Here is a 24713-nt window from a genome sequence, read left to right as displayed (position 1 = left end):
CCGTCTCATCAACGCGCGGCCGGGCCACGCGGGCTCGCTAGGGTGGGGCGCGTGAGCATGCCGAGTCCGGCCCCTCAGGCCCCAGGAATCCCCGCCGAACCCGGCATCGTCGTTCAGGGCGTGCGGCGCTCGTTCGGCGAGGTGCAGGCCGTCCGCAACGTCACGCTGCGGGCGCACGCGGGCCGGGTCACCGGGCTCGTCGGCCCGAACGGCTCGGGCAAGACCACGCTGCTGCTCATGCTCGCGTCGCTCCTGGCACCCGATGCCGGCTCGATCCGCATCGACGGCGTCGACCCCGTCACCGACCCGCAGGTGGCCCGGGCGCTCCTCGGTTGGATGCCCGACGCGCTCGGCGCCTGGAACTCGCTCACGTCGCGCGAGACGCTGGCGGTCACAGCGAGGCTGTACGGGATGCCGCGGGCCGAGGCATCCGTCCGCGCCGACGCCCTCCTGGGTGAAGTCGGCCTGGTCGACCTCGCCGACGCCCCCGCCCGTGTGCTGTCACGGGGGCAGAAGCAGCGCCTCGGACTCGCGAGAGCTCTCGTGCACGACCCCCGCGTGCTGCTGCTCGACGAGCCGGCGTCGGGTCTCGACCCGCAGGCCCGCATCGACCTGCGGCTGCTGCTGCGGCGGTTCGCCGCCGAGGGGCGCACCGTGCTGGTGTCGAGCCACATCCTGTCCGAGCTCGAAGAGGTCGTCGACGACGCCGTCTTCCTGATGGCAGGCGTGACCGTCGACCCCGCCCGCGTCGAGGCGGCCTCGCGCCGCGCGCGCCCCTGGCGGGTGCGGCTGGCGGGGGCCGAGGCATCCGTCGCCGTCGAGCAGGTGGCGGGCGCGCTGCGGATCCCGGCCGAGAGCCTCGGCGTCGACCGCCGCGATGTCGTGGTGTCGTTCGAATCGGAGGATGCCGCGGCCGCCGCGCTGCGCGACCTCGTCGGCGCCGGACTCGACGTGGTGGAGTTCGCGGCCGCGCAGGGTGCGCTCGAGCGCACGTTCCTCGACCTCGGCGACGGACGACCGCCCCAAGACCCGCCTCCGTCCGAACCTCCGGTGCCGGGCGAGGACGAGAGCGAGGCGACGTCGTGAGTGGTCAGCGACTCGGCACCATCGTCGGCCTCGAGCTGACGCAGCGCACCCGCAGCATCGCCTGGTACGTGCTGCTCGGCGTCTTCGCCGTGCTGCTGGCGATCGTGACCGGGCTCTCGTTCCTCGCGTGGGGGACGGCGTACCGGCCGGGCGGAGCGATCTACTCCACGATCGTCTACATCACGCTGCTGCTGGTGGTGCTCGTCTCGCCGACGCTGAGCGGCAACGCGATCAACGGCGACCGGGATGCCGCGACCCTCGCACCCGTCCAGGTCACGCTGGCGACGACCCTCGAGATCCTGATCGGCAAGTTCCTCGCCGCCTGGGTCACCGGCCTCGCGTTCGTCGCGGTGTCGGTGCCGTTCCTGGTGCTCGCGACGCTCGGGGGCGGGGGAGCGCCGGCGACGATCACGGTGTCGCTGCTGGTGCTGGTGTTCGAGGTGGGCATCATCTCGGCCATCGGAGTCGCGCTCAGCGGCATCCTGTCGCGTCCGCTGTTCTCGGTCGCGACCACGTACCTCGTCGTCGCGGCGCTCGTCGTCGGCACGCTCATCGCGTTCGCGCTCGTCGGCATGACGATGCGATCCGAGGTGACGAGCCACTATCGCTCGATCGAGTACGACCAGTACTCCGGCGACGGCTTCCCGTGCATGCCCGGCGAGACGCCGAGCGACGAGTACCCGTGCGACGACGACATCGAGGTGCGGTGCGGCGAATGGCAGACCTCGACGTACGACCAGCCGCGGTTCGACCAGGTGTGGTGGCTGCTCGCGGCGAACCCGTTCGTGATCCTGGCTGACGCGACGCCGACGCAGTACGACGAGTACGGCAATCCGAACGACCTGTTCGGCCAGATCAAGTTCGGCGTGCGCGCGGCTCAGCAGCCGCCCGAGCTCGAACAGCGCTGGGACGACTGCGCCCCCAGACCCCAGGACGATCAGCGCACCCCGGCCGAGGTCATCGACCAGTCGACACCGAGCTGGTTCGTCGGCATGACGCTGCAGCTGCTGCTCGCGGCGGGTCTGATGTGGTGGGCGTGGGCGCGCACGCGCACCCCCGCCGGCCGTCTGCCGGCGGGGACGCGCATCGCCTAGGAGCGGGGTCGGGCCCCGTTTCGAGGGGTGGGGTCAGCGCACGAGCGCGAGACCGCCGGTCCAGCCGATCTGCTCGCCCACTGCGAGGGTCAGCTGGAGGAAGCCGACCGACTCGAGCTCGTGGGCGCGGGACAGCGCGCCCGCGTCGACGGCGGCGAGCCCGCCCGCGGTGATCGCGGCGATGAGGCCGGCCTTGGCATCGGCGTCGTCGCCCGCGACGAGCACCGTGGTGGTGGCGTCGCCCTCGCGTCCGCTCACGAGCGTCGCGGCGAAGTTGGTGTTGAAGGCCTTGAGCACCTTCGCCTCGGGGAGCGCGGACTGCAGCTCCGCGGCCGCCGAGCTGCCGGCGGGCACGACGAGGGCGTCGAAGGTCGAGAAGTCGAGCGGGTTCGTGATGTCGACGACCGTCTTGCCGGCGAGCTGCGGGCCGTACGCGGCGGCGATCTGCGTGAGCGCCGGGTAGGGCACGGCCAGCACGACGATGTCGCCGTTCACCGTGGCGCCGGTATCGGCGCTGCTGATGTGCTGGATGTCGGCGCCGCCCCGGGCGAGCACACCGCTGATGGCCTGGCCCATGTTGCCGTTTCCGAAGATCGTGATCGTAGTCATGGCTGTTCTTCTCCTGTCAGACGAATTGCTTGTAGCTTCAAGCATCTGAGGGAGATAACTCGCTTGTCGCCACAACTATTCCTAGAATCGAAGAATGAGCAGACCGCGGTTCTACACGGGCGACGAGCAGGACACCTGGGTGCCGTTCGCCGCACTCCTCGAACTGCTCCCGCGCGAACTCGACGCCCAGCTCCTGCGCGACGAGGACCTCACGCACTTCGACTACTTCGCGCTGTCGATGCTGTCGAACTCCGACGGCCACCGCCTCCAGATGAAGGAGCTCGCGTCGATGACGAATGCGACGCTCCCGCGCCTGTCGCACGTGATCTCCCGGCTCGAGGCGCGCGGCCTCGTGCGCCGGGAGCGCAACGCCTCCGATGCGCGCGCCACCGACGCCGTCATCACCGCCGACGGCCGCCGCAAGGTGCTCCAGGCGACCCCGGGCCATGTCGAGACCGTGCGCTCCCTTCTGCTCGACGTGATCACGCCCGAGCAGGCGGAGCAGCTGCGCGAGATCACCGCGGCTGTGCTCGCCCGGCTCGACCCCGACGGCCGGATGGCGGCGAGCCGCCCGCGCTGACCCGCCCGGGGTCGCCGCGCTGCGCCGGGCCGCCGCGCCGAGGGGGAGCGCACGGACGCGCAGCTCGAAGCCCCCGCGCACGTCGAGCGTTCACCCGATGCACCCCGGCCGTTCATCGACATCGCGGCGCGCGGCCCCGACGATGGATCGACCGGCACCGGCGCCGACAGCGACCGGCCGGAACGAAGGTTTCCGGCTTCCGATCCGTCCGTCGTCCCTCCCCCCGAGAGGTGCCACATGACCCTTCGCGTGCTGTCCCTGTACGAAGGCTTCTTCGCCGGCGGGGCGAGAATCCTTCACTCCGATGTCGTCGCCGGGCTCCATGCCGGTGGCGAGCAGTCCCATGCGGTGCTGTCGCTGTCGGCGCAGGCGCGCCGCGACGCCACCGTGCAGTTCGCCCACGACGACCCCCGCTACCGGAGGCTCGCCGCGGCGGGTGTCGAGATCACGGCGCTCGGCGGCACGGCGGGTGCGGATCCGATGGATCCGTCATCGTTCCGCGAGCTCGACCTGCACCGCGCCGCCGAGGCGATCGCGCAGGCGGATGTCGTGCTCTCGCTCAAAGAGCAGCCGCTCGGTCTGCTGCTGGCGCTGCGCGCCCACGGGCTGATGCCGTCGGTGCCCGTCGCCGCCTGCCTGCACCGCTCGGATCCGACCCACTCCGGACCGGCGCTCGGATGGCTCCGTGAGGCGGCCGAGACCGGACTCCTCACCGCCACGATCTCGTGCGCGCGCTCGACCGACGATGCCTACGCTCAGCATCTGCCCTTCGGCCTCGATCGGCGGGTCGTGCCGAACGGCATCGACATCGACGCGTTCGGTCCGGCCGCGGACGACTTCGAGAGCACCGCGCTGCGCGCGAGCCTCGGCATCCCGCTCGGCGCTCCCGTCGTGCTCCTCGCCGCCCGGTTCGATGCGATGAAGGACCCGGGGCTGTTCCTCCGTGCGGCCGCGCGCCACGCCGCAGCACGGCCGGATACGCACTATGTGCTGTGCGGCGCGGGCATGACCTGCGACAACGAAGGCTTCGCTTCGCTGTTGGTGGATGGTGCGGCCCCCGCCGATCTCGTGCACGCCCTGGGCATCCGCGGCGACATGCCGGCGCTGTACCGGATCGCCGACATCGTCGCGCTCACGAGTGCGTACGGGGAAGCATCGCCGCTGTGCCTGCTCGAGGGGGCGGCCTCGGGTGCGACGCCCGTCACCACCGACGTCGGTGACGCGGCGCGGAGTGTCGAAGGGTTCGGGCTCGTGACGCCGCGTGATCCCGACGCCATCTCCGCCGCGTGGGAAGCCGTGCTGCACGATCGGGCACGCTACCGCGACGCCGCGCTCGCCGCCCGCCCGAGCCTGTCGCGCGGCCGGATGATCGACGAGTACCGCCTCGCGATCGAGAGCCTGGCCGAGCGTCGCCGCCTCGCGGCGTGAACCGCGGGCCGCGTCAGGCGTAGAAGCCGTCGCGCAGATTGATGCCGTGCTCGACCCAGACCTTGAGCGCGGCGAGCATGCCGGTCCAGCCCTCGCAGTTGCCGAACGCGCTCTTGGCGCCGTCGGCGTTCGCCTGCCAGGCCGACTCGGTGATCGTCACGAGCGTGCGCGCGCCGTCGTCGACGGGCTCGAACTCGAATGTGGTCGTCGTCTCGGCTTCCACGCCGGCTCGGGCCTCCCAGCGGATGACGAGCCGGCGCGGCGGGTCGGACTCGACGACGGTCACGGGGAAGCGGCCGGGGAAATCGGCGAAGTCCCACGTGACGTCGGCACCCTGCTCGAGCCGGCCGTGCGCCCCTCCGGTCGTGAAGTAGCGCGACAGCTGCTCAGGGTCGGCGACGGCCTCGTAGACCTCCGCGACGGGTCGCGCCACGCGCCCCGACACGGTGAACGACAGTGCGGTGAGTTCTTCAGACATGTTGTAGTTTTATAACATGATGGATGCTGAGCACAAGGGGTCCGACGACGACCTGGTGTTCAAGGCGCTCGCGGCGCCGCTGCGCCGTCGCATGCTGGATGCGCTGAAGCAGGAGCCGCTCACGACGGGGGCGCTGTGCGCCCGCTTCCCCGAAGTCGACCGCACCACGGTGCTGCAGCACCTGCGCGTGCTGGAACGGGCCGAGCTCGTGACCGGCCGGAAGATCGGCCGCGAACGCCACCTGGCCCTCGCGCCCGTGCCGATCAAGCGCATCCACGACCGCTGGATCGGCGAGTACGCCCGGGCCGCGGTCGACCTGCTCGACCGACTCGGGGACTGAGGCGGGACGCGGGCAGGGTTCTGCGCCGCGTTCGGAGCGTTCCGTCTCGCTCGTTCCTCGCTCGCTCAACGACCGGGCGCGGCGTTACGCGAGGCGCTCCCGCACGACCCGTGCCGTCGCGGCGGGATCGGGCCGGTGCATGATCGATTCCGGCACGACGACGAGCTCCGCACCGTCGATGGCATCGGCGAGGCGATCGGAGGAACCGATCAGGAACGGGAAGGTCTGCGCGCCGCGCAGGACGGTGACCGGCACTCCGACCGCGAGCATCTCGGGGCTCGGCGTCGACGCGTCGCGTGTGAGGTTGGTGTCGTACACGGTCGACTGCGCGAGCGGCAGCAGCGCGGCGAACTGATCGCTTGCGCGGATGCCGTCGACCATCTCCTTCGGCAGCCCCACGCCTTCGAGCTGGAAGGTGACGATCGCATCGTCGAGCCGGCCCTCGTCGACGGCCAGCTGCAAGCGCTCGGCCAGGTCGTCCGCCGGCTCATCCTCACCGAAGTGCAGCGGTGGCTCCGACAGGAACAGCGCCCGCACGGGCACGCCCCGCGAGGCCGCGACCAACCCGAGCACCGCGCCCGACGAGTGGCCGAGCACGGCCGCGTCGCCGCCGACCGCATCGATCACCGCCGCCAGGTCCTCGACCTCCCGGTCGGGTGTCGATCCGCGTGCGTCACCGCTCGAGCCGCGCGCGCGGCGGTCCCACGTGACCGCTCGGAAGCCGGCATCCGCCAACGCCGTCGCCAGTCCTGCGGCATCGGCGGCCCTCGACATGGCGCCGTTCACGATCACGACGACCGCGCCGTCTCCGGTCTCGTCGTACGCGATGGGGGTTCCGTCCGCAGAGGTCACGGTGTTCATGGGCGCCAGCCAACCACGGGCGTCCGACATGCGACAGGGGCGCAGCATCCACGATTCCGACAACGTCCTCGATCGAGGACCTGAGCCGAGTCGAGGACCTGAGTCAGGCGTTTCGTCCGCAGCTCGGCAATCGTCCTCAATTGAGGATCGAGAGTCCCCCCGAGGGCAACCGGGCAGCACCCTGGTCCGCGCAGTGGATGCATGTATCGGCACGGGTGTCAACCACATGAGCGGGAAGGGCACGCGAAGCGCACCCTGGCGGCATGAAGCACGTGACGTACGCAGACAAGGCGCTCTTCCTCGATGACGAGTCCGCCGACTGGCTCATGGAGTATGCGCGTGCCCTCGGCGTGGCCGGGCAGACCGATTCGATCTCGCTCCACGCGATCGGGCTGGACGGCGACGAAGTCGACGCGACGTTCCTGCTGAACTCCAGCACCGAGCTGATCACGCAGACCACCCAGAACTCGATCGAGGCTCCGGCGAACGACGAGGCCGTGGGCTACATGCAGGAGCAGACGCGGCTGATCCTCTCGCCGCCGCCGGCGCGCGGGATCGAGGATCCGATCTCCGACATGCTGTAGTCCGGCTGGGTTCAGCGCGACCGGATCGCGAGGAACCGGATCGGCACCTCGATGAGCTCGACGGGGCCGTGGGCGGCCTCGCCGTCGAGGAGCAGCGCGTCGCCGGGCTCCATCTCGTACTCGTAGCCGCCGTGCCCGTACTTCATGCGCCCCTCGAGCATGTACAGGAACTCGGTGCCCGGGTGCTGGAAGAGCGGGAACACGTTCGAGGCATCGGTGAGCGTCACGAGGGTCGGCTCGAGCGCGTTCGGGGTGTCTTTCAGCACGCCGAGCATGCGATACAGGTGCCCGTGCTGCGTGCCGCTGCGGACACTGACGCTACCGGCGCCGGCCTTGGTGAACGAGGCCTCGCGGTCGCTGGCCGAGCCCCGGAACAGCGCCGTGACCGGGATGCCGAATCCGTCGGCCAGGCGCTGCAGCGTCGTGAGCGAGCAGGAGGTCGTCGCCGACTCGATCTTCGAGATCATCGCCTTCGAGAGTCCGGTGCGCGCCGCGAGGTCGGCCGCCGAGATACCCTGCTCGGCGCGGTAGCGCCGCACCTGCTGGGCGATGATCGGCTCGAGCACGCCTCCCGCGCCGTCTGCTCCGGGGATCGCGGCACTCACCTCGCCATCATATGGCGGGCGTCCGCGGCGACCCCGGCGCCCGGTGCGGCGAGGCCCTGCAGAACGTCGGCCAGCGCGACGGCCCCGACTTCGGCATCCGCGTCCTCCACGAGCTCCTCGGGGGAGTGCGAGATGCCGGTCGGGTTGCGGACGAACAGCATCGCGGTGGGGATGGATGCTGCGAGCACACCCGCGTCGTGACCAGCACCCGTGCCGAGCTCGGGGGCGTCGGCGAGCGTCGCGCGGAGCGTGTCGCGCAGGCCGAGGTCGAAGTCGACGGTGGGGCTGAGCGACTCCTCGCGGACCTCGGCGCGACACCCCTCCTCGACGGCTGCCGCGAGGACGCGGTCGCGGGCCTCCGACACGAGCGCCGCCGTCACGAGGTCGTCGGGGTGGCGGATGTCGATCCAGAAGCGCACCTGCGACGCGATCACGTTCGTGCCGCCGGGCACCGGTTCGAGACGACCGACCGTCGCACGCGCGTCCGGCGTGCGGCGGGCGAGGTCGCGGATCTCGACGACCATCCGCGCGGCGGCGACCATCGGGTCGCGCCGGTCGTCCATGAGGGTCGTGCCGGCGTGGTTGCCCTGGCCGTCGACGGTCACGCGCCAGCGGCCGTGGCCGAGGATCGACGAGGCGATCGCGACGGGCTGGCCGAGGTCGATGAGCCCGCGGCCCTGCTCGACGTGCAGCTCGACGAACGACGAGATGCGCGCGAGCCGCTCGGGGTCGGGGCCGACGTGCGCGGGGTCCAGGCCGTCGCGGCGCAGGGCCTCGGCGAACGTGTCGCCCTCGCCGTCGGTGAGCGCCAGCGCGCGCTCGGGGCTGATCGCACCGCTCATCAGGCGCGAGCCCAGGCACGCGACGCCGAAGCGCGAGCCCTCCTCTTCGGGGAAGACCGCGATGCCGATCGGGCGCTCGGGCACCACGGATCGGGACCGCAGCAGATCCACGGCGGCGAGAGCGGATGCCACGCCCAGGGGTCCGTCGTAACCGCCCCCGCCGGGCACGGAGTCGAGGTGGCTCCCGGTGATCACGGCGTCGGCGGTGCTGCCTCCGGGGTTCCACCACGCCCACAGCGTGCCGTTGCGGTCGCGCTCGAGATCGAGGCCCCGCGCCTCGGCGTGCCCCCTGAACCACTCGCGGAGCTCGCGGTCGGCGTCCGAGAATCCGGCGCGGCTGAATCCGCCGCGCGTCGGGTCTGCGCCGACTCCTGCGATCTCTCGCAGCATCCCCGCGACGCTCATGCGCCGGCCAGGGCCGCGAGCGGGCGGAACCGCGCGACCCCCGAGTCGGCGCCCGTGACGAGACGCGCGGTGAGCTCGCCCAGCAGGGGCGCGAACTTGGCGCCGTGGCCGGAGCACGGCGACAGGATGGTCACGCCGCCGACGCGGTCGATGATGAACTCATCGGCCGGAGCGTTCGTGAACAGGCACGTCGTCTCGGCGTACGGCTCGGGCACGAGCCCGGGCAGGGCCTCGGCGACGTACTGGACGAGGCGCTCGCGGCGCGCCGGGTCGACGACGCGGTCGTGCTCGAGCGCCGAGCCGATGACGCGGCCGCCGTTGTACTCGGCGACCTTCTGCCCGCGGAAGTCCGCGTCGCGTCCGCCCGGCAGACCGTACACCTGGATGTCGGACCGCTTGTTGATGAAGGTCGGCCACACCGTTTCGCGGTCGCGATACGGGAAGTGCAGCGCCTGCTCCTGCCGCACCTCCAGCCTCGGGAACGCGTCGAGCGCCTCCTGCGGCAAGCCGAGTCCGCCGAGCAGCGCCGGCAGCCAGCCGCCCGCCGCCACGACGACCTGCGACGCGACGACCGAGTCACCGGACTCCGACTCGACGAGGTAGTCGTCCCCGTGCGGCAGCACGCGGGCGGCCGCCCAGTTCTGCCGCAGGTCCGCACCCGCGGCGACCGCGAGGGTGACCATCGTCTTCACCGTCTCCTCGGCGTCGATGACGCCGGCGTTCTCGTGCCAGAGCACCGGGCCGTCGAACGCGAAGCCCGCCCAGCGGTCGCCGGCCTCGGCGGCGGTGAGCAGTTCGTGGGCGATGCCCGCGCCGGCGAGCACGCTCGCGAGCGCCGCGGGGTCGCGGGTGGCGCCGTAGTCCAGCGAGCCGGTCGGCGTGATGAGGCGCTCGCCGCGGAGACCCTCGAGCTCGTCCCAGCCGCGCCGCGCCTCGACCATGAGCCCGGTGTAGAACGGGTCGGGGTAGGTGTAGCGCAGGATCCGCGCTGAGCCGTGCGAGCTGCCCCACTCGCTCGCGGGAACGCTGCGCTCGAGGATGACGACGTCATGTCCGCGGCGGGCGAGCTGCCACGCCGTGGCGGCGCCCGCGAGGCCGGCACCGATGATCGCGATCGGGTGAGTGGACATTCAGGGCCTTTCAGGTGTGCGGCTCGTCGCCGGACGGGGTGAGGTCGAAACGCGCGATGAGCGCGGAATCGCAGACGATGCGGCGTTCGCGCGGGCTCTGCAGGAGGGCGCCGGGCGGGAGCGGCAGGTCGTCGACCGTCGCCGCTCCGGCCAGCAGCACGGTGAGGGTCGCCGTCGGATCGACGCGCACCGTGCCGCGGTGCAGTTCGACGCGGTACGCCGGTTCCGCGAGCCCGCGTTTGACCATGAGGTTCACGACAGAGACGCCGCCGCGATCTGCGGTCGCGACGACGCGGGCCTCGCCGCGGAAACGGATGCCGCGCTCCCGCGTCACCCGTCGCTCGACGCCGTCGACCGCCAGGGTGACCGTGGGCGCACTCAGCGGGATGAGCACGCGGTCGATGCCGGGGAACGCCGAGAACGGCATCCGTCCCCGCAGCTCCGCGATGCTCAGCCGCCACGCGAGGCGCTTCGCGAGCACCCGCGTGACGCCGAGGCCGTTCGCCCACGACTCCGGCGAGGCGTCGGCGGGCGTGACCACATCCAAGTCAGCGAGTGCGCCCAGGTCGAGGGACATGGCGTCAGCTGCGCCCGGGGATCCAGGATGTGCCGGCCAGCGGCACGCCCGCCATCGCCGCGGACTCGACAGTGAGGGCGACCAGGTCCTCGGGCTCGAGGTTGCGCACGTGCGACTTGCCGCACGCGCGGGCGATGGTCTGCGCCTCGAGGGTGAGCACGCGGAGGTAGTTCGCGAGCCGGCGTCCGGCGGCGACCGGGTCGAGGCGGGCCGAGAGCTCCAGATCCTGCGTCGAGATCCCGGCGGGGTCGCGTCCGTCCTGGAAGTCGTCGTAGAAGCCGGCCGCAGAGCCGAGCTTCGCGTACTCATCGGCGTAGCGCGGGTCGTTGTCGCCCAGGGCGATCAGGGCCGCAGTGCCGATGGCCACAGCATCCGCTCCCAATGCCAGCGCCTTCGCGACGTCGGCACCGTTGCGGATGCCGCCCGACACGATCAGCTGCACGCCGGTGCGGTGCACGCCGAGCTCCTGCAGCGCGGCGACCGCGGGTCCGATGGCCGCGAGCGTCGGAATGCCGACGTGCTCGATGAACACCTGCTGCGTCGCGGCGGTGCCGCCCTGCATGCCGTCGAGCACGACGACGTCGGCGCCCGCCTTCACCGCGAGCGCGGTGTCGTAGTACGGCCGCGAGGCGCCGATCTTGACGTAGATGGGCTTGCGCCAGTCGGTGATCTCCCGGATCTCGGCGATCTTGATGGTGAGGTCGTCGGGTCCGGTCCAGTCGGGGTGGCGGCTCGCCGAGCGCTGGTCGATGCCGACGGGGAGCGTCCGCATGCCCGCCACGCGCTCGGTGATCTTCTGGCCGAGCAGCATCCCGCCGCCGCCGGGCTTGGCGCCCTGGCCGAGCACGATCTCGATCGCGTCGGCCTTGCGCAGGTCGTCGGGGTTCATGCCGTAGCGCGACGGCAGGTACTGGTAGACGAGCGTCTTGGACTGGCCGCGCTCCTCGGGCGTCATGCCGCCGTCGCCGGTGGTCGTCGACGTGCCCGCCTCGCTCGCGCCCCGGCCGAGCGCCTCCTTGGCGTTGGCGGACAGGGCGCCGAAGCTCATGCCGGCGATCGTCACCGGGATGTCGAGGTGGATCGGCTCCAGCGCGTTGCGCGCGCCGAGGGTGACGTCGGTGGCGCATTTCTCGCGGTAGCCCTCGAGCGGATACCGGGACATGCTCGCCCCGAGGAACAGCAGGTCGTCGAAGTGGGGGAGTGCGCGCTTGGCTCCCCACCCGCGGATGTCGTAGATGCCGGTGTCGGCGGCGCGCTGGATGTCGGCGATGGTGGCGCGGTCGAAGGTCGCGGATTCGCGGAGGCCGAGCGCGGCGAGATCTTGGGTCATGGTGTGCTCCAGGTGTTGCGAAGGGTCAGTACGAGCCGGCGTTGTCGACCTTGAAGTGGTACAGGTTGCGCGCCGAGCCGTAGCGGCGGAACTCCTCGGGCCGCTCAGGGCGGCCGGCGCGCTCGAGCAGCTCGGCGAGCTCGGCGAGGTGCTCGGGGCGCATCTCCTTCTCGACGCAGTCGGCGCCGAGCGACGCGACTTCGCCGCGCACGTAGAGGCGGGCCTCGTAGATCGAGTCGCCGAGGGCCTCGCCGGCGTCGCCGCAGACGACGAGGCGGCCGGCCTGCGCCATGAAGGCCGACGCGTGGCCGATGCTGCCACCCACGACGATGTCGACGCCCTTCATGGAGATGCCGCAGCGGGCGCCGGTGTTGCCGTCGACGATCACGAGCCCGCCATGGCCGGTCGCGCCGGTGGACTGCGAGGCATCGCCGGTCACGTGCACGACGCCCGACATGATGTTCTCCGCGAGCCCGACCCCGGCGCTTCCGTGCACGGTCGCGGTGCCCGTCTGGTGCATGCCGGCGAAGTAGTAGCCGACGTCGCCCTCGACGGTCACGTCGATGTCGGCGGTGATGCCGACCGCGATGTTGTGGCTGCCGACGGGCGAGGAGACGACGAACGCGTCGCCGTCGCCGGCGTCGTGCAGCAGCTGGTTGAGCTGACGGACGCTCGCGTCGGCGAGGTCGACCGAGGTCACAGGTGTAGCGGGGGCGATGAGGGTCATCGGGCTGCTCCTTCCAGGACGGGCGCGAGCGCCCCGGTGGTGATGGTCCAGGTGTAGACGACGCCGGGCGAGGGCTCGAAGATGCGGGCGTCCTCGATGCCCGGCAGGCCCGCGAGGGCGCGGTACTCCGACGCCATCGCGATCCAGTCGTCGGTCTCGGCGATGATCGCCGGCTTGCACGCGATGGGGTCGCGGACGACCGCCATGCTGTCGGCGGTGGTGACGACGAGCGTGTAGAACCCGTCGAACACGCCTTGCAGCGCCTCGAGCGCGGTCGTCAGGTCGTCGCCGTGACCCATGCGCCATGCGATGAAGCGGGCCGCGACCTCCGAGTCGTTCTCGCTGTCGAACTCCACGCCCTCGGCGCGCAGCCACCGGCGGATCGAGGCGTGGTTGCTGAACGAGCCGTTGTGCACGAGGCAGAGGTCCTCGGCGACGGTGAACGGGTGGGCGCCGACGGCGGTCACGGCCGACTCGGTCGCCATGCGGGTGTGCGACAGAGCCTGCGTGCCGCTGATCCCGGTGAGTCCGTAAACCTCGGCGAGCGCGACCGGGTGGCCGACGCCCTTCAGCACGGCCACGTTCGAGCCGCGGCCGATGATGCTCTCACCGGGACGCGCGGCGCGCACGGCGGCTTCCAGCACGGATGCCTCGACCTCGGCGTTGACGAGCACCGACTCGGCGTACGCGACGACCGTCGGCTCCGCTCCCTCCGGCAGGTGCGCGCGCAGATCCGCCGCGAGAACCGCGGGGTCGGCATCCGTGATCACCGTGATCGCCGACGATCCCTCGGGGGTCAGCCGATCCGAGCCGTAGAGGGCGAGGCCCGCCGAGTCGGGGCCGCGCTCGACGATCTCGCACAGCATGCCGTGCATGAGGCCGCCGAGCTCGCCGCGCAGCGCGGGGTTGCGAATCTGCAGTGCAGCGATTCCGCACATGGGTGGTTCCTTTCGTTCGAAAAACGGATGCCGCGGCGCTCAGTACGCCGTGAGGTAGCGGTCGAGCTCCCACTCGGTGACGGTGTTGTGCCAGCCGAGGAATTCGTCCTCCTTGGCGTCGGCGAAGTACTCGCCGACCCCGTGGCCACCGTCGTCGAGCGCGCCGCGCAGCACGGCGTCGTCGCGGAGCGACTGCACCGCGTGCAGGAGGGTGCGGGGGAGCACGGCCGAGGTCTCGCGGAACTCTCCGGGTCCGCACGGTGCGCCGGGGTCGGCCGCACGGTCGATGCCGTCGAGGCCGGCGTGCACCACGGCCGCGAGGGCGAGGTACGGGTTCGCCGAGCCGTCGGCCGCGCGCAGCTCGATGCGGTTCGCATCGGGCACGCGGATGAAGTGCGTGCGGTCGTTGCCGCCGTAGGTCGCGTGCTTCGGCGACCACGTCGCGCCCGAGGCGCTCGTCGTCGCGCCGCGGCGCTTGTAGGAGTTGACGCTCGGCGCCAGGAACAGCTGCAGCCCCGGGGCGTGGTCCAGCATGCCCGCGACGAACGAGTACGCCACTTCCGAGAGCCCGAGGCCGCGCTCGTCGGCCGCGGAGGGAAACACCGGGGCGTCGTCGTCGTTCCACAGCGACAGGTGGAAGTGCAGTCCGTTGCCGGCGCGGTCGCTGAACGGCTTCGGCATGAACGTCGCCGTCATGCCCCGCTGCTCGGCGAGCATGCCGATCAGGTAGCGCAGCGTGATGACGCGGTCGGCCGTCACGAGGGCTTCGTCGTACTTGAAGTTCTGCTCGAACTGGCCGGGGGCGTCCTCGTGGTCGTTGGCGTAGTTGCCCCAGCCGAGCGCGTTCATCGCGTCGCTGACGGCCGCGAGGTGGTCGTACATGCGCGTGACGCCGCGGGCGTCGTAGCAGGAGCGCAGGCCTTCGTCCTTGGCGTCGGCCGCGGTCAGCGTGCCGTCTTCGGAACGGTCGACGAGGAAGTACTCGACCTCGGCGCCGACCTTGGCCGACAGACCGCGCTCGGCGAGGCGGGCGAGCGCGCGCTTGAGGATGACGCGCGGCGCGTAGGGCCACGGCTCGCCGTCGACGTACGGGTCGCAGTGGACGATCGCGAGTCCCTCGCGCACGAACGGGATGGGCGCGTACGAGTCGAGGTCGGGGACGGCGATCAGGTCGGCGTCGTGGGGGCGCTGACCGATGAGGCCGGCGGCGAAGCCCGCGAAGCCGAGCTCGCCGGCCTCGAGCTCGTCGGCGGCAGAGACGGGCACGAGCTTGGCGCAGGGCTTGCCGTTCAGGTCGACGAAAACCGCGAGGATGAAGCGGATGTCGTCCGCCAGCGCGCGATCGCGCAGCGACTGCGGTGCGGTGGGGAGGGTGACGACGTCACCCCCGGCGAGAGCGGGAAGGGTCATGGCGGTTCTCCTCAGGTCGGGTTGACTGTTGGTGAAGCGTGTTGATTGACAGTAACAACCCGTGGACGCCGGGGAGGTGTCGCCTATGTTTCGCGCACGTAAAACCGGTCTCACTCGATGTCACGCAAGGTTCACGCGGCAGAAATCGCCGTTGAGTTGCGTGTGAAGAAAATGGGTTGCACGGCAGTGATCTGTCCGCAGGCGCAGATCACAGGTGCACCGCAACCCGGCGGTCCCTCCCGCGGCCGCCTGCAGAGAGGCTCGCGTCATGGATCAGGGAAACACCACTTTCATCCTGCTGTCGGCAGCACTCGTGCTGCTGATGGCGCCCGGTCTGGCCTTCTTCTACGGAGGCCTCGTCAAAGCGAAGAGCGTCATCAGCATGATGATGATGACGTTCGGCGCCGCCGGGCTCATCGGCGTGCTGTGGGTGATCTACGGCTATGCGATCGCGTTCCCGGGCTCCGACGGCCTCGTCGCCCCGTGGTCGATCGACTGGTCGGCCATCGGGCTCGAGAGCGTCATCGAGGTGCCCGAGGGGGCGGCCTACCCGCCCATGGCATTCGTCGCCTTCCAGGCCACGTTCGCGATCATCACGGTCGCCCTGATCTCCGGCGCCATCGCCGACCGCGCGAAGTTCGGATCCTGGATGCTGTTCGCCGGCGTGTGGGCGACGGTCGTGTATTTCCCGGTCGCCAGCTGGGTCTTCAACTTCGGGCTCGCCGACGACGGCAGCTTCGCCTACGGCGGCTGGATCACCTACGGCCTGCAGGAGGTCTTCGGCGTCGGCGTCATCGACTTCGCCGGCGGCACCGCGGTGCACATCAACGCCGGTGCCGCAGCGCTCGCCCTCGCGCTCGTGCTCGGGAAGCGCGTCGGGTTCAAGAAGGGCGTCCACACACCCCACAACCCGCCGTACGTGCTGCTCGGCGCGGGCCTGCTGTGGTTCGGCTGGTTCGGGTTCAACGGCGGCTCCGAGCTCGCCGCCGACGGCACCGCAGCCCTCGTCTACGTCAACACGATCGCAGCGACCGCCGCGGCACTGCTGGCCTGGCTCGTGGTCGAGAAGCTCAAGGACGGCAAGCCCACCTCCGTCGGCGCCGCGTCGGGTGCCGTCGCGGGTCTCGTCGCGATCACCCCGGCCTGTGCCGCGCTCACCCCGATCTGGGCGATCGTGCTCGGCCTCGTCGCCGGTGCGCTCTGCGCCCTGGCCATCGAGCTCAAGTACAAGTGGGGCTTCGACGACTCGCTCGACGTGGTGGGCATCCACCTCGTCGGCGGCCTCATCGGCACGCTGTACCTCGGCTTCTTCGCCACCGGCACCGGCCTCTTCATGGGCGGTGACGGCACGCAGCTGATCGTCCAGGCGATCGCCGCCTTCGCGGTGCTGGGCTACTCGCTCGTCCTCACGCTGGTGATCGGCTTCGTGATCGACAAGACCCTCGGGTTCCGCGTCAAGAACGAGGACGAGGTCGCCGGTGTCGACCTCGCCGAGCACGGCGAGACGGGCTACGTGCTGGACGAGAAGCAGCCGGCCTGACGCCGGCGCCGGGGCGCAGCATCCGTCCCCGGCCCGCTGGAGTCACGAAAGGGCAGGTTCCCGCACATCACGGTGTGCGGAAACCTGCCCCTTCGCACTTCTTGACCCCGGCGCGGGCGCACAGCATCGGAGGACTCGGGCGACGCGCCGGTTGCGGATGCCTCGGCACGGCGTGTCGTGCAGATCCTCCGATTCTGTGCTCGCGTCCGGGGCCGGTCTTCCGGCCCCGGCAGACGCACACGGCCGCGCTCCGCCCGTAGGGTGGGCACATGAGGCAACCGTCGTATGCGAAGGGCATGGCGCGGCGCGACGAGATGCTCGCGGCGGCCATGCATGCCATCGCGGGGGCCGGTTTCCGGCGGCTCAGCCTGCGCGAGATCGCGCGCGAGAGCGACGTCGAGGCCGCGCACCTCGTCTACTACTTCGGCTCGCGCGACGGACTGCTCCAGGCCGTCATCGAGCGATGGGATGCTGACACCCAGGCTGCGCGCGCCGTCGACGCCCTGCCCGACCGGCCTCTGGACTTCCTCGTCGAGCATGTGCGCCTCAATCTCTACGTGCCCGGGTTCGTGCACCTGCTGCACTCGTTCGCCGCCGAGGCCGTCGCGCCCGACCACGAGGCGCACGCGTTCTTCCGCGAGCGCTACGAGCGCGTCGCACAGCAGATCGCGGAGGCGATCACCGTGGAGCAGGATGCCGGCTTCATCCCGGCCGACCTCGATCCCGCGGACGAGGCGCAGCGGCTCATCGCCGTGTCGGACGGCGTGCAGCTGCAGGCGCTGCTCGACGAGCGGATCGATGCCGTCGCCCTGCTCGCGGGCGCCGTCGAGGCGTTGCGGTCGCTGGCCGACGACCCGGCTGTGCGGTTGAGCGACGAGTCGGTGCCGCAGCTGGCCTCGCTCCGCAAGGGCATCGCCGCGTCCACGTGACCCACCGCCCGAACGGTGCGCAGCAACCGCGGAGTCGGGAACGCACACGACGGCCCCGGCGCGATGTCGCGCCGGGGCCGTCGTGCCGCTGATCAGTTCGCAGGGGAGAACCCGAACAGCGACGGGTAGGAGTTGGTCGGCCACATCGCCACCGCCGTGGCGTTGTCGTGCGCGAAGCTGCCCTGCTTGCGGTACCACGGCGCGAACCACGCCTGGTCCGTGATGTAGGCGTTGAGGTCCTTCGTGGCCTGTTCCGCCTCTTCCGGCGTGCCCAGCTGGATGGTCGAGATGTAGTCGTCGACCTGCGGGTCCTGGGAATGGAAGGGGTTGAAGGTCGCCTCGGGGGCGATCATGAAGTTGATCGCCTGCCAGTCGGGGTTCTGCTCGAGTGACATCCAGGTGGCCGGGTACTTCGGGGCGAGCATGTCGGTGATGAAGTTGCCGGCGCCGGGGTCGGTGTAGTCGACCGTGATCCCGATGTCGGCCAGCTGCTGTGCGACGAGGTCGAACGTCGTCTGGAACGCCGGAGTCGACATCATGGCGAGGCTGAAGCCGTCGGGGTAGCCCGCTTCGGCGAGGAGCTTCTTGGCGCCCTCGGGGTCGTATTCGTACGTGCTGTCGAGGGCCTCGTCGTAGCCGACCGATGTCGCCGGGAACACCTGCTCCGTGAGGGTTCCGTAGCCGGCCTGCAAGACGCCCAGCAGTGCCTCGCGGTCGAAAGCCATGTTGATGGCCTGCCGCACCCTGACGTCGGCGAGCTCCGGTGCCATCGCGCCGGAGCGATCGAGCAGGATGAGGCCGTGGAAGTCGAGCTCGTTGGAGGCGACCTCCCAGCCCGACGCCGACACCTCGTCGATCGCATCGTTGTTGACCAGCGGCAGCCCGTTCGCTTCGCCGGCCTTCATCGCGTTGAGGGCGGCAGTCGGATCGTCGATGACGTTGATGGTCAGGTTGTCGTAGTGGACGGCGTCGGGGTTCCAGTAGTCCGGATTCGCCGTGTAGACGTAGGTCGTTCCCGTGACGGACGCCGCGCTGTCGAGCACATACGGGCCCGAACCGACGGGGGAGGTCGCCGACGAAGGGTCGTCGAAACTGGACGGGGCCTGGATCAGGCCGGGTGCGATCGACAGCAGATTGATGAGGGAGGGGTCGGGTGCGGGCTGGGTGATGGTGACCGTCGTCGCGTCGACGGCTTCGAACTCCTTGCCGGCGAAGGTCGCCGCCTGCGGGGCCGTCCCGTCACGGAAGCGCTCGAGGCTGGCGACCACGGCGTCGGCATCCAGTGCGGTGCCGTCGCTGAACTCGACGTCGTCGCGCAGGGTGAGCGTGAGCACCGTGCTGTCGTCGTTGTACTCCCAGTCCGTCGCCAGCCAGGGAATGATCTCTCCGGCGGCGTCCTTCTGCAGCAGCGTGTCGAACACCGCCTGGAAGAACACGCTGCGGTTGCCGTACTCGGCGCCCTGGCCGACGTCGTAGCTCGTGGGTGACGCGATCGCGATCAGCGTGAGTCTCTCCGCGCGCCCCGAGTCGCTCGTGGCCCCGCCGGCGCCTTCTCCGCCGGCGCAGCCGGCGAGGGTGAGCGAAGCGATGATCGCGAGGGCTGCTGTGGCCTTCCAACGGAACATCCTTGGTCCCTTCTCGTGGAGGTGATCCGCCAGTGGATCGCCATGGCCGGAGAAGCTATCAGCTTGTTTTGAACATTGTCAAAGATTACTTCGTCGGTTGTCGAGGAATCTTTTACGATGCTAAAGTCATCGCGTCGCCGATGACCGAAGGAGTGTCGATGCTGCCCAGATCCCTGCCCGAACCGGAGCTGTTCCTTCCCGAGAGGGGCGAACCGGCGCTGCGCTGGGGCGTCCTCGGTGCCGGCTGGATCGCGGGGTTCTTCGTCGCCGCCGTGCAGAAGCACACCGCGCAGAACGTGGTCGCCGTCGCCGCGCGCGCCCAGGCCAAGGCCGAGAGCTTCGCCCAGGCGCACAGCATCCCGACCGCTCATTCGAGCGTCGACGCGCTCCTCGATGATCCCGGCGTCGACGTGATCTACGTCGCGGCACCGCAGAGCGAGCACCTGTCGCTCGGACTGCGCGCGATCGCCGCCGGCAAGCACGTGCTCATGGAGAAGCCGCTCGCGACGAGCGCCGCCGACGCGCAGCAGCTGGTGGACGCAGCGCGTGCCGCCGGCGTCTTCCTCATGGAGGCGATGTGGACGCGGTATCTGCCGCAGACGCGCATGATCCGTCGCGTCATCGACGAGGGGATCATCGGCGATGTCCGCAGCGTCATCGCCGACCACGGCCAGCCGCTCGCCGACGACCCGAATCATCGGCTGCTGCTGCCGGGGACCGGCGGCGGTGCGCTGCTGGATCTCGGCATCTATCCGATCCAGCTCGACTCGATGGTGCTGGGCGAGCCGTCGTCGATCACCGCCGTCGGCTCGCTGACCCGGTCGGGGGTGGACGCGACCTCGACCGTCGTGCTCGGCCACGGCGAGGAGCAGTCCACGCTGATGACGTCGATCCTCACGCGCACGCCGACCGTCGCATCGATCTGCGGCACGGCCGCGCGGATCGACATCGAAGGGCCGTTCCACATCCCGACCGCGATCGCCCTGCGCTCGCACGATCTCTTCGAAGAGCCCGTCGTCTGGCGTGATCCCACCGGGGTGGGGCTCATGGACGGGCTGGCCTGGGAGGCGACCGCGCTCGCCCGCTGCATCGGAGAAGGCCGGGCGGAGTCCCCGCTGCACACGCACGCCGAGACGGTGTCGATCATCGCGACGATCGACGAGGCCCGCCGGCAGCTGGGGGCGCGCTGATGGCGTGGGCACGCACGCTCGCCGACGGGCAGGTCGCGCGCGTCCACGTGTACGACGTGACGTCGGGCGAGAGCAGGGTGGTGCACGTCGACCGCGAGACTCTCCTCGAGGCGCCGAACTGGACGGCTGGCGGCGACCTGATCCTCAACGGCGACGGGATCCTCTGGCGCATGCCCGCCGACGGCTCTGCCCCGCCGGCTGCGATGCCGATCGAGAAGCTGCCGGAGCTCAACAACGACCACGTGCTCGCACCTGACGGCGACACCATCTACGTGTCGGCGAACGACGGCCACCTCTACGCGGCGTCCCTCACGACCGGTGCGGTGCGGAAGGTGACGCCGAACGGCAATCCGCACTGGCACTTCCTCCACGGCGTGAGCCCGGATGGCGAGCATCTGGCGTACGTGGCGCTGAACCCCGCGAACGGCTGGGACAGCGGCACCATCCGCGTGATCGATGCATCGGGGTCGTGGGATGCGGCGCTCACCGATGGCCGCGGGCCCGACGACGGCTCGGAGTATGCGCCCGACGGCGAGTGGGTCTTCTTCAACACCGAGCGGTTCACCGAAGCTCCCGGGCACGCGCAGATCGCCCGCATCCGTCCGGATGGCACAGGGCTCGAGCAGCTGACCTTCGACGAACGGGTCAACTGGTTCCCGCACATCGACCCCACGGGCACCCGCGCCGTGTACCTCAGCTTTCCTGTCGGCACCGAGGGCCACCCCGCCGACCTGCCTGTACAGCTCCGGGTGGTGGATGACATCTCGCAGACGGATGCCTGGACCCGGGGTCGGGTCGCGGTCGAGCTGTTCGGCGGCCAGGGAACCATCAACGTCAACAGCTGGTCGCCCGACGGCACCCGCTTCGCCTACGTGGACTACCCGATCGGAAGCGCCGGCAACGGCGAGGAGGAGTGATGGAACAGGATCTCGTCGCCGTGCGGGAGGCGGAAGAGGCCGAGCTCGTCTGGGACGAGTTCGGCACGGATGAAGCGTGGCGCTTGGGCAGCGCGGTGCGCGCGCTCGCGGAGGAACGCGGGCACGGGGTGGCCGTCGACATCCGCCGTGTCAACGGGATGATCCTGTTCCGCAGCGCGCTGCCCGGCGTCACCGTGGATCAGGAGGACTGGATCCGGCGCAAGAGCGCGGTGGTGTTCCGGTTCGAGACGAGCTCGGCGCTGTTCGCCGCGCGGATGGCGGCCGCAGGCTACGACCCCACCGCCGTCGGGTGGCTGGCAGCCAGCGACTACGCGGTGACCGGGGGCTCGGTGCCCATCCGGGTGCGCGGTGCCGGCGTCGTCGCCGCGCTGACGCTGTCGGGGCTGTCGTCCGAGGAGGATCACGCGCTCGCCGTCGAGGCGATCCGCGCGACGCTCACCAGGTGATCAGCAGCAGGACGCCGCCGACGCCCACCAGCGTGGTGACGCCTGCCAGCATGAGCAGCAGCCAGGCATCCGGCAACTCATGGCCGGCGCCTCGCCGGAGCGCCTCCACGGTCGCCCTCTGACGACTCTTCGCCGCCCGCCACAGGGCGGCGGAGACGATGACGCCGACGATGCCGGGCGCGGCCCACAGCCACGATCCCAGCTCGGCCGGGAGCAGACGGATCGCCACCAGCGAGATCACCGCGATGGACAGCGCCGTGCGGCGCCACGCCAGCTCGGTCCGCTCCGGCTGGAGTCCCGCATCCCACGGCCCGCTCACTTCAGCAGCACCGCGAGGGTCACCAGGATGCCGGCAGCGGTCACCGCGATCGCGAGGGCCGGACCGAGCGGGGATGCGGGCAGCGGTGTGCCTGCGCGCATGGCCGCTTCCGTGCGGAACCAGCCGATCCACGCGAGCGCGGGGGTCAGCAGGCCGGCGACGATGAGCACCAGCGAGGCGCTGAGCCGCAGCTGCGGGTGGAGATCGAGGCCGAGCACCTCGAGGGCGACGCCTCCCGCCAGGAGCGCGAGCGCCGTGCGGATCCAGGCGAGGAACGTGCGCTCGTTCGCCAGGGTGAACCGCGGGTCCGGCTCTTCGCCGCGCGAATAGAGCGCACGGGGGAATCTGCTCATGCGGTCGACCCGCTGTCGCGATCCGTCGCGATCGGTCCATCCGACCCCGACGCGGCGCCGGGGATCAGGATCTGGCCCAGGTGCCGTCGCAGGTGCTCGACGACGTTGATCTCCGCGGGCTCGAGCATCCATTGGAGCTGGATGCCGTCCCACGACGCCAGCGTGGAGATCGCCGCGTAGTCGACATCGACGCCGGGGCGCAGCATCCCGGCATCCTCCATCTCGCGGAACGCCTCGGCGAAACTGCGCCGGAGGCGCCGGTAGCGAGCGCGGAAGTAGTCGCTGCCGGGATGCCGCGGAGTCGTGGATTCGGCGAAGAGGATCATGTAGAGGCTGATGAAGCCGGGGATCGCCTCATTGGCGGCCGCGATCTGCAGGATCGTCTCGGGTGCGTCTTCCGGCCTTCCCGAACCCGCCGCGACGATCTCGTCCGAGACGACGTCGCGGTGGTCGAGCACCGCGTACAGCAGATCCTCCTTCTTGGGGAAGTAGTAGAAGATCTGCGCAGACGAGAGGCCGGCGCGTGAGGCGATGCGCTGGGTGGAGCCGCTGTTGTATCCGTTCTCCGCGAACTCGACGACGGCGGCCTCGACTACGCGCTGCCGCGTCTCGGACGATTTGCTGTACGGTCCCCGCGCTCGCCGGGTGGACTCCTGTGGCTTCGGGTCGCAGCCCGCCGGCGCGACCTCCTCGGTCATGCGCCCGCCTCGTCTCCGGCACCGCCAGGTCGGAGCGAGACCGTACGGAAGCCCGCGTTGCCCATCGACGAGTCGGGCGTGTTCGAGGAGCGGGCCGAGTTGCGGTACCGGTTGCAGTACGAGCTGTGGCAGAGGTAGCTGCCGCCGCGGAGCACGCGGGCCTGCCCGCGCGACGAACCCCGGGGTTCCCGTGCGGGGGACCGCGAGTAGTAGCGCGGGTCGAACCAGTCGGCGCACCACTCCCAGACGTTTCCGACGGGCTGCCAGAGCCCGTAGCCGTTCGGCTCGAACGAGCGGACCGGGGCCGTCGTCGGCCAGCCGTCCTCGACGGTGTTGCGGTGCGGGAACTCACCCTGGAAGATGTTCGCCCGCCAGCCGCCGGCGTCGACCTCGGTGTCTCCCCACGGATACTTCGCCCCCGCGAGCCCGCCACGGGCGGCGTACTCCCACTCCGCCTCCGTCGGGAGGCGGCGCCCTGCCCACGCGCAGTAGGCCACGGCGTCGTTCCAGCTGACGTGGACGGCCGGGTGATCGCCGAGGCCGTCGAGCGAGGTGCGCGAACCTCCGGGGTGCGCCCAGTCGGCACCCCGCACGCCTCTCCACCAGGGAGTGCCCGCGGCGCTCCCGATGATGTCGTCCGAGTCGGCGTCCACGGCGAGGTGGAAGACGGCCGAGAAGCCCCACGTCTCCGCCTCGGTCCGGTACCCGGTCGATTCGATGAAGCGTGCGAAGTCGTCGTTGGTCACCGTGGTCGCGTCGATGTCGAAGCCGTCGAGGTCGACGTCGTGCAGGGGGGTCTCGCCATCACCCGGGTTGCGGTCGCCCGACGAGTCGCCCATCGTGAACACGCCTGCCGGCACGTGCGCCTGCTCGACCGTGTGCCGACCACCGGCCGCGCGGGAAGATGACGCCGACGGTGCGGAGAGCGTCACGAACTGCGATCGGCCCGGCGCGCCGCACGCGCAGGCGGCGCCGCAGCCGGAGTCAGGCTCGGAGGCGTTCGTCATCGACGCTCTCCTTCTCGCTCAGGCGCCGCTGGACGGCCTCCCGCAGGCGCTCGAGGTTCGCCACCATGAGATCCATCGACGCCGCTCCGCCTTCGTGCATGAAGTCCTCGACCTCCGTCACGAACTCGACGTCGAACGCAGCGTTCGGGTCGGCCTCGATCGTGCGGTCGCGGTAGCGGTACTTCGCGATCTGCCGTCGGCGAGCGTTGATCTCGGTGTCGAGCAGCTGGATGAGCGACTCCTCGCCGAGGAAGCCCGAGAAGAACACGCGGGCCCGGAACTCGAAGTTGACCTGCTCGATCACCGGTTCGTAGGGGCTGACGAGCCACTTCATGAAGACCTCGCGCCCGAGTTCGGTCGCCGTGTAGATCTTGGCGTCCTGGGCTCCGGGGCGGCTGCTGACGGTGTACGCCACCCAGCCCCGATCCGCCATCTGGCTGAGCGATCGATAGACCTGGCTCATCTGCGTGCGCGGGCGCATGAAGACGCCCTCCATCTCCATGTACCGCGAGAGGTCGTAACCCGTCCGCGGCTTGACGAGCAGGATTCCCAGCAGCAGATGCTCCAGCTTCACGGCAGCTCCTTCAGCTATCGGCCGATTGCGGATCAGCCTAGATCCGCCGCGCTTCGGCCTGAGTCAAGTA

At 70.7% G+C, this 24713-nt stretch carries 28 protein-coding genes; 11 read left to right on the top strand and 17 right to left on the bottom strand.

The genetic code is table 11. The annotated features are described in order from the left end of the window. The first annotated feature begins 57 nt into the window (after window positions 1–57). Complete coding sequence (locus tag ACFVSU_RS14620; protein WP_387145244.1) at window positions 58–1086, top strand: ABC transporter ATP-binding protein; 1029 nt, start codon at window positions 58–60, stop codon at window positions 1084–1086. Continuing rightward, window positions 1083–2180 carry an ABC transporter permease gene (locus tag ACFVSU_RS14615; RefSeq protein WP_387144241.1) on the top strand — a complete coding sequence of 366 codons (1098 nt, stop codon included), beginning with the start codon at window positions 1083–1085 and terminating at the stop codon, window positions 2178–2180. Before ACFVSU_RS14620 ends, ACFVSU_RS14615 begins: the two co-directional genes overlap by 4 nt. Before the next feature lie 33 nt (window positions 2181–2213). Here ACFVSU_RS14615 and ACFVSU_RS14610 read toward each other — a convergent pair whose 3' ends face one another. Further along, window positions 2214–2789 carry an NADPH-dependent F420 reductase gene (locus ACFVSU_RS14610; RefSeq protein ID WP_387144238.1) on the bottom strand — a complete coding sequence of 192 codons (576 nt, stop codon included), beginning with the start codon at window positions 2787–2789 and terminating at the stop codon, window positions 2214–2216. A gap of 94 nt (window positions 2790–2883) precedes the next feature. Between ACFVSU_RS14610 and ACFVSU_RS14605 the strand changes: the two genes are divergently transcribed. Both ACFVSU_RS14605 and ACFVSU_RS14600 read left to right on the top strand, forming a co-directional pair. Next, complete coding sequence (locus tag ACFVSU_RS14605) at window positions 2884–3369, top strand: MarR family winged helix-turn-helix transcriptional regulator (protein WP_387144235.1); 486 nt, start codon at window positions 2884–2886, stop codon at window positions 3367–3369. 237 nt (window positions 3370–3606) lie between these two features. Next, window positions 3607–4797, top strand: a complete 1191-nt coding sequence (locus ACFVSU_RS14600; protein ID WP_387144232.1) for a glycosyltransferase — start codon at window positions 3607–3609, stop codon at window positions 4795–4797. A 13-nt stretch (window positions 4798–4810) separates the two neighbouring features. Here ACFVSU_RS14600 and ACFVSU_RS14595 read toward each other — a convergent pair whose 3' ends face one another. Continuing rightward, complete coding sequence (locus ACFVSU_RS14595; RefSeq protein ID WP_387144229.1) at window positions 4811–5275, bottom strand: SRPBCC domain-containing protein; 465 nt, start codon at window positions 5273–5275, stop codon at window positions 4811–4813. Between the two features lie 16 nt (window positions 5276–5291). Between ACFVSU_RS14595 and ACFVSU_RS14590 the strand changes: the two genes are divergently transcribed. Next, window positions 5292–5615 (top strand): ArsR/SmtB family transcription factor, encoded by a 324-nt coding sequence (locus tag ACFVSU_RS14590; RefSeq protein WP_387144226.1) that lies wholly within the window; start codon window positions 5292–5294, stop codon window positions 5613–5615. 84 nt (window positions 5616–5699) lie between these two features. Here ACFVSU_RS14590 and ACFVSU_RS14585 read toward each other — a convergent pair whose 3' ends face one another. Beyond that, window positions 5700–6476 carry an alpha/beta fold hydrolase gene (locus ACFVSU_RS14585; protein WP_387144223.1) on the bottom strand — a complete coding sequence of 259 codons (777 nt, stop codon included), beginning with the start codon at window positions 6474–6476 and terminating at the stop codon, window positions 5700–5702. Window positions 6477–6739: 263 nt separating this feature from the next. Here ACFVSU_RS14585 and ACFVSU_RS14580 point away from each other — a divergent pair, with 263 nt between their 5' ends. Next, on the top strand, window positions 6740–7060 hold the full coding sequence (locus ACFVSU_RS14580; RefSeq protein WP_387144220.1) for a hypothetical protein: 321 nt from the start codon (window positions 6740–6742) through the stop codon (window positions 7058–7060). Between the two features lie 11 nt (window positions 7061–7071). On the opposite strand, the gene ACFVSU_RS14575 is transcribed toward ACFVSU_RS14580, so the two are convergent. Genes ACFVSU_RS14575 through glnT form a run of 8 tightly spaced genes read right to left on the bottom strand, consistent with a single transcriptional unit; the run spans window position 7072 to window position 15024 of the window. Beyond that, the gene (locus ACFVSU_RS14575; protein WP_374977148.1) at window positions 7072–7665 is read right to left on the bottom strand and encodes a helix-turn-helix domain-containing protein; all 594 of its coding nucleotides are present in this window, start codon (window positions 7663–7665) and stop codon (window positions 7072–7074) included. Further along, a complete protein-coding gene (locus tag ACFVSU_RS14570; RefSeq protein ID WP_387144216.1) occupies window positions 7662–8897 on the bottom strand; it encodes an allantoate amidohydrolase in 1236 nt (411 codons plus the stop codon). The genes ACFVSU_RS14575 and ACFVSU_RS14570 overlap by 4 nt, the downstream gene beginning before the upstream one ends. Window positions 8898–8908: 11 nt before the next feature. Beyond that, window positions 8909–10042, bottom strand: coding sequence for an FAD-dependent oxidoreductase (locus ACFVSU_RS14565; protein WP_387144213.1), 1134 nt, complete (start codon window positions 10040–10042; stop codon window positions 8909–8911). 10 nt (window positions 10043–10052) lie between these two features. Further along, window positions 10053–10619, bottom strand: a complete 567-nt coding sequence (locus ACFVSU_RS14560; protein ID WP_387144210.1) for a HutD family protein — start codon at window positions 10617–10619, stop codon at window positions 10053–10055. A 4-nt stretch (window positions 10620–10623) separates the two neighbouring features. Next, the gene (locus tag ACFVSU_RS14555) at window positions 10624–11949 is read right to left on the bottom strand and encodes an FMN-binding glutamate synthase family protein (protein WP_387144207.1); all 1326 of its coding nucleotides are present in this window, start codon (window positions 11947–11949) and stop codon (window positions 10624–10626) included. Between the two features lie 25 nt (window positions 11950–11974). Next, window positions 11975–12676: a protein glxC gene (locus ACFVSU_RS14550; protein ID WP_387144204.1), complete on the bottom strand. Its 702-nt coding sequence runs from the start codon at window positions 12674–12676 to the stop codon at window positions 11975–11977. Then, on the bottom strand, window positions 12673–13614 hold the full coding sequence (locus ACFVSU_RS14545) for a glutamine amidotransferase (protein ID WP_387144201.1): 942 nt from the start codon (window positions 13612–13614) through the stop codon (window positions 12673–12675). The genes ACFVSU_RS14550 and ACFVSU_RS14545 overlap by 4 nt, the downstream gene beginning before the upstream one ends. Before the next feature lie 39 nt (window positions 13615–13653). After that, window positions 13654–15024, bottom strand: a complete 1371-nt coding sequence (gene glnT, locus ACFVSU_RS14540) for a type III glutamate--ammonia ligase (protein ID WP_387144198.1) — start codon at window positions 15022–15024, stop codon at window positions 13654–13656. Between the two features lie 268 nt (window positions 15025–15292). Between glnT and ACFVSU_RS14535 the strand changes: the two genes are divergently transcribed. Further along, window positions 15293–16564: an ammonium transporter gene (locus ACFVSU_RS14535; protein WP_387144195.1), complete on the top strand. Its 1272-nt coding sequence runs from the start codon at window positions 15293–15295 to the stop codon at window positions 16562–16564. A 269-nt stretch (window positions 16565–16833) separates the two neighbouring features. After that, a complete protein-coding gene (locus ACFVSU_RS14530; RefSeq protein WP_387144192.1) occupies window positions 16834–17493 on the top strand; it encodes a TetR/AcrR family transcriptional regulator in 660 nt (219 codons plus the stop codon). Between the two features lie 92 nt (window positions 17494–17585). Here ACFVSU_RS14530 and ACFVSU_RS14525 read toward each other — a convergent pair whose 3' ends face one another. After that, on the bottom strand, window positions 17586–19118 hold the full coding sequence (locus ACFVSU_RS14525) for an ABC transporter substrate-binding protein (RefSeq protein ID WP_387144188.1): 1533 nt from the start codon (window positions 19116–19118) through the stop codon (window positions 17586–17588). A 158-nt stretch (window positions 19119–19276) separates the two neighbouring features. Here ACFVSU_RS14525 and ACFVSU_RS14520 point away from each other — a divergent pair, with 158 nt between their 5' ends. Genes ACFVSU_RS14520 through ACFVSU_RS14510 form a run of 3 tightly spaced genes read left to right on the top strand, consistent with a single transcriptional unit; the run spans window position 19277 to window position 21692 of the window. Beyond that, window positions 19277–20308: a Gfo/Idh/MocA family protein gene (locus ACFVSU_RS14520; protein ID WP_387144185.1), complete on the top strand. Its 1032-nt coding sequence runs from the start codon at window positions 19277–19279 to the stop codon at window positions 20306–20308. Next, a complete protein-coding gene (locus ACFVSU_RS14515; RefSeq protein ID WP_387144183.1) occupies window positions 20308–21225 on the top strand; it encodes a TolB family protein in 918 nt (305 codons plus the stop codon). The genes ACFVSU_RS14520 and ACFVSU_RS14515 overlap by 1 nt, the downstream gene beginning before the upstream one ends. Beyond that, window positions 21225–21692, top strand: coding sequence for a heme-degrading domain-containing protein (locus ACFVSU_RS14510; RefSeq protein WP_387144180.1), 468 nt, complete (start codon window positions 21225–21227; stop codon window positions 21690–21692). The genes ACFVSU_RS14515 and ACFVSU_RS14510 overlap by 1 nt, the downstream gene beginning before the upstream one ends. Here the strand turns inward: ACFVSU_RS14510 and ACFVSU_RS14505 are convergent. Genes ACFVSU_RS14505 through ACFVSU_RS14485 form a run of 5 tightly spaced genes read right to left on the bottom strand, consistent with a single transcriptional unit; the run spans window position 21682 to window position 24643 of the window. Further along, complete coding sequence (locus tag ACFVSU_RS14505; RefSeq protein WP_387144177.1) at window positions 21682–22011, bottom strand: DUF202 domain-containing protein; 330 nt, start codon at window positions 22009–22011, stop codon at window positions 21682–21684. The genes ACFVSU_RS14510 and ACFVSU_RS14505 overlap by 11 nt on opposite strands. Next, complete coding sequence (locus ACFVSU_RS14500; RefSeq protein ID WP_387144174.1) at window positions 22008–22364, bottom strand: YidH family protein; 357 nt, start codon at window positions 22362–22364, stop codon at window positions 22008–22010. The genes ACFVSU_RS14505 and ACFVSU_RS14500 overlap by 4 nt, the downstream gene beginning before the upstream one ends. Further along, complete coding sequence (locus ACFVSU_RS14495) at window positions 22361–23062, bottom strand: TetR/AcrR family transcriptional regulator (RefSeq protein WP_387144171.1); 702 nt, start codon at window positions 23060–23062, stop codon at window positions 22361–22363. The genes ACFVSU_RS14500 and ACFVSU_RS14495 overlap by 4 nt, the downstream gene beginning before the upstream one ends. Beyond that, on the bottom strand, window positions 23059–24069 hold the full coding sequence (locus ACFVSU_RS14490; protein WP_387144168.1) for a formylglycine-generating enzyme family protein: 1011 nt from the start codon (window positions 24067–24069) through the stop codon (window positions 23059–23061). The genes ACFVSU_RS14495 and ACFVSU_RS14490 overlap by 4 nt, the downstream gene beginning before the upstream one ends. After that, window positions 24047–24643, bottom strand: coding sequence for a PadR family transcriptional regulator (locus tag ACFVSU_RS14485; protein ID WP_387144165.1), 597 nt, complete (start codon window positions 24641–24643; stop codon window positions 24047–24049). Before ACFVSU_RS14485 ends, ACFVSU_RS14490 begins: the two co-directional genes overlap by 23 nt. Between the last annotated feature and the right edge of the window lie 70 nt (window positions 24644–24713).

Origin of the sequence: Microbacterium sp. NPDC058062 (assembly GCF_042885375.1) — a bacterium.
Taxonomy (GTDB): domain Bacteria; phylum Actinomycetota; class Actinomycetes; order Actinomycetales; family Microbacteriaceae; genus Microbacterium; species Microbacterium trichothecenolyticum_C.
Note: the sequence above shows the minus strand (reverse complement) of the source record. Positions and strands in the feature narration are given on the sequence as shown.

Excerpts from the sequence above, each read along its gene's own strand:
- ACFVSU_RS14555 (WP_387144207.1), bottom strand. The coding sequence starts at position 11,949 with ATGACCCAAGATCTCGCCGCGCTCGGCCTCCGCGAATCCGCGACCTTC.
- ACFVSU_RS14500 (WP_387144174.1), bottom strand. The coding sequence starts at position 22,364 with ATGAGCAGATTCCCCCGTGCGCTCTATTCGCGCGGCGAAGAGCCGGAC.
- ACFVSU_RS14595 (WP_387144229.1), bottom strand. The coding sequence starts at position 5,275 with ATGTCTGAAGAACTCACCGCACTGTCGTTCACCGTGTCGGGGCGCGTG.
- ACFVSU_RS14570 (WP_387144216.1), bottom strand. The coding sequence starts at position 8,897 with ATGCTGCGAGAGATCGCAGGAGTCGGCGCAGACCCGACGCGCGGCGGA.
- ACFVSU_RS14565 (WP_387144213.1), bottom strand. The coding sequence starts at position 10,042 with ATGTCCACTCACCCGATCGCGATCATCGGTGCCGGCCTCGCGGGCGCC.
- ACFVSU_RS14600 (WP_387144232.1), top strand. The coding sequence starts at position 3,607 with ATGACCCTTCGCGTGCTGTCCCTGTACGAAGGCTTCTTCGCCGGCGGG.
- glnT (WP_387144198.1), bottom strand. The coding sequence starts at position 15,024 with ATGACCCTTCCCGCTCTCGCCGGGGGTGACGTCGTCACCCTCCCCACC.
- ACFVSU_RS14605 (WP_387144235.1), top strand. The coding sequence starts at position 2,884 with ATGAGCAGACCGCGGTTCTACACGGGCGACGAGCAGGACACCTGGGTG.
- ACFVSU_RS14495 (WP_387144171.1), bottom strand. The coding sequence starts at position 23,062 with ATGACCGAGGAGGTCGCGCCGGCGGGCTGCGACCCGAAGCCACAGGAG.
- ACFVSU_RS14585 (WP_387144223.1), bottom strand. The coding sequence starts at position 6,476 with ATGAACACCGTGACCTCTGCGGACGGAACCCCCATCGCGTACGACGAG.
- ACFVSU_RS14520 (WP_387144185.1), top strand. The coding sequence starts at position 19,277 with ATGCTGCCCAGATCCCTGCCCGAACCGGAGCTGTTCCTTCCCGAGAGG.
- ACFVSU_RS14550 (WP_387144204.1), bottom strand. The coding sequence starts at position 12,676 with ATGACCCTCATCGCCCCCGCTACACCTGTGACCTCGGTCGACCTCGCC.
- ACFVSU_RS14525 (WP_387144188.1), bottom strand. The coding sequence starts at position 19,118 with ATGTTCCGTTGGAAGGCCACAGCAGCCCTCGCGATCATCGCTTCGCTC.
- ACFVSU_RS14545 (WP_387144201.1), bottom strand. The coding sequence starts at position 13,614 with ATGTGCGGAATCGCTGCACTGCAGATTCGCAACCCCGCGCTGCGCGGC.
- ACFVSU_RS14515 (WP_387144183.1), top strand. The coding sequence starts at position 20,308 with ATGGCGTGGGCACGCACGCTCGCCGACGGGCAGGTCGCGCGCGTCCAC.
- ACFVSU_RS14530 (WP_387144192.1), top strand. The coding sequence starts at position 16,834 with ATGAGGCAACCGTCGTATGCGAAGGGCATGGCGCGGCGCGACGAGATG.
- ACFVSU_RS14580 (WP_387144220.1), top strand. The coding sequence starts at position 6,740 with ATGAAGCACGTGACGTACGCAGACAAGGCGCTCTTCCTCGATGACGAG.
- ACFVSU_RS14490 (WP_387144168.1), bottom strand. The coding sequence starts at position 24,069 with ATGACGAACGCCTCCGAGCCTGACTCCGGCTGCGGCGCCGCCTGCGCG.
- ACFVSU_RS14610 (WP_387144238.1), bottom strand. The coding sequence starts at position 2,789 with ATGACTACGATCACGATCTTCGGAAACGGCAACATGGGCCAGGCCATC.
- ACFVSU_RS14590 (WP_387144226.1), top strand. The coding sequence starts at position 5,292 with ATGATGGATGCTGAGCACAAGGGGTCCGACGACGACCTGGTGTTCAAG.
- ACFVSU_RS14510 (WP_387144180.1), top strand. The coding sequence starts at position 21,225 with ATGGAACAGGATCTCGTCGCCGTGCGGGAGGCGGAAGAGGCCGAGCTC.
- ACFVSU_RS14560 (WP_387144210.1), bottom strand. The coding sequence starts at position 10,619 with ATGTCCCTCGACCTGGGCGCACTCGCTGACTTGGATGTGGTCACGCCC.
- ACFVSU_RS14535 (WP_387144195.1), top strand. The coding sequence starts at position 15,293 with ATGGATCAGGGAAACACCACTTTCATCCTGCTGTCGGCAGCACTCGTG.
- ACFVSU_RS14620 (WP_387145244.1), top strand. The coding sequence starts at position 58 with ATGCCGAGTCCGGCCCCTCAGGCCCCAGGAATCCCCGCCGAACCCGGC.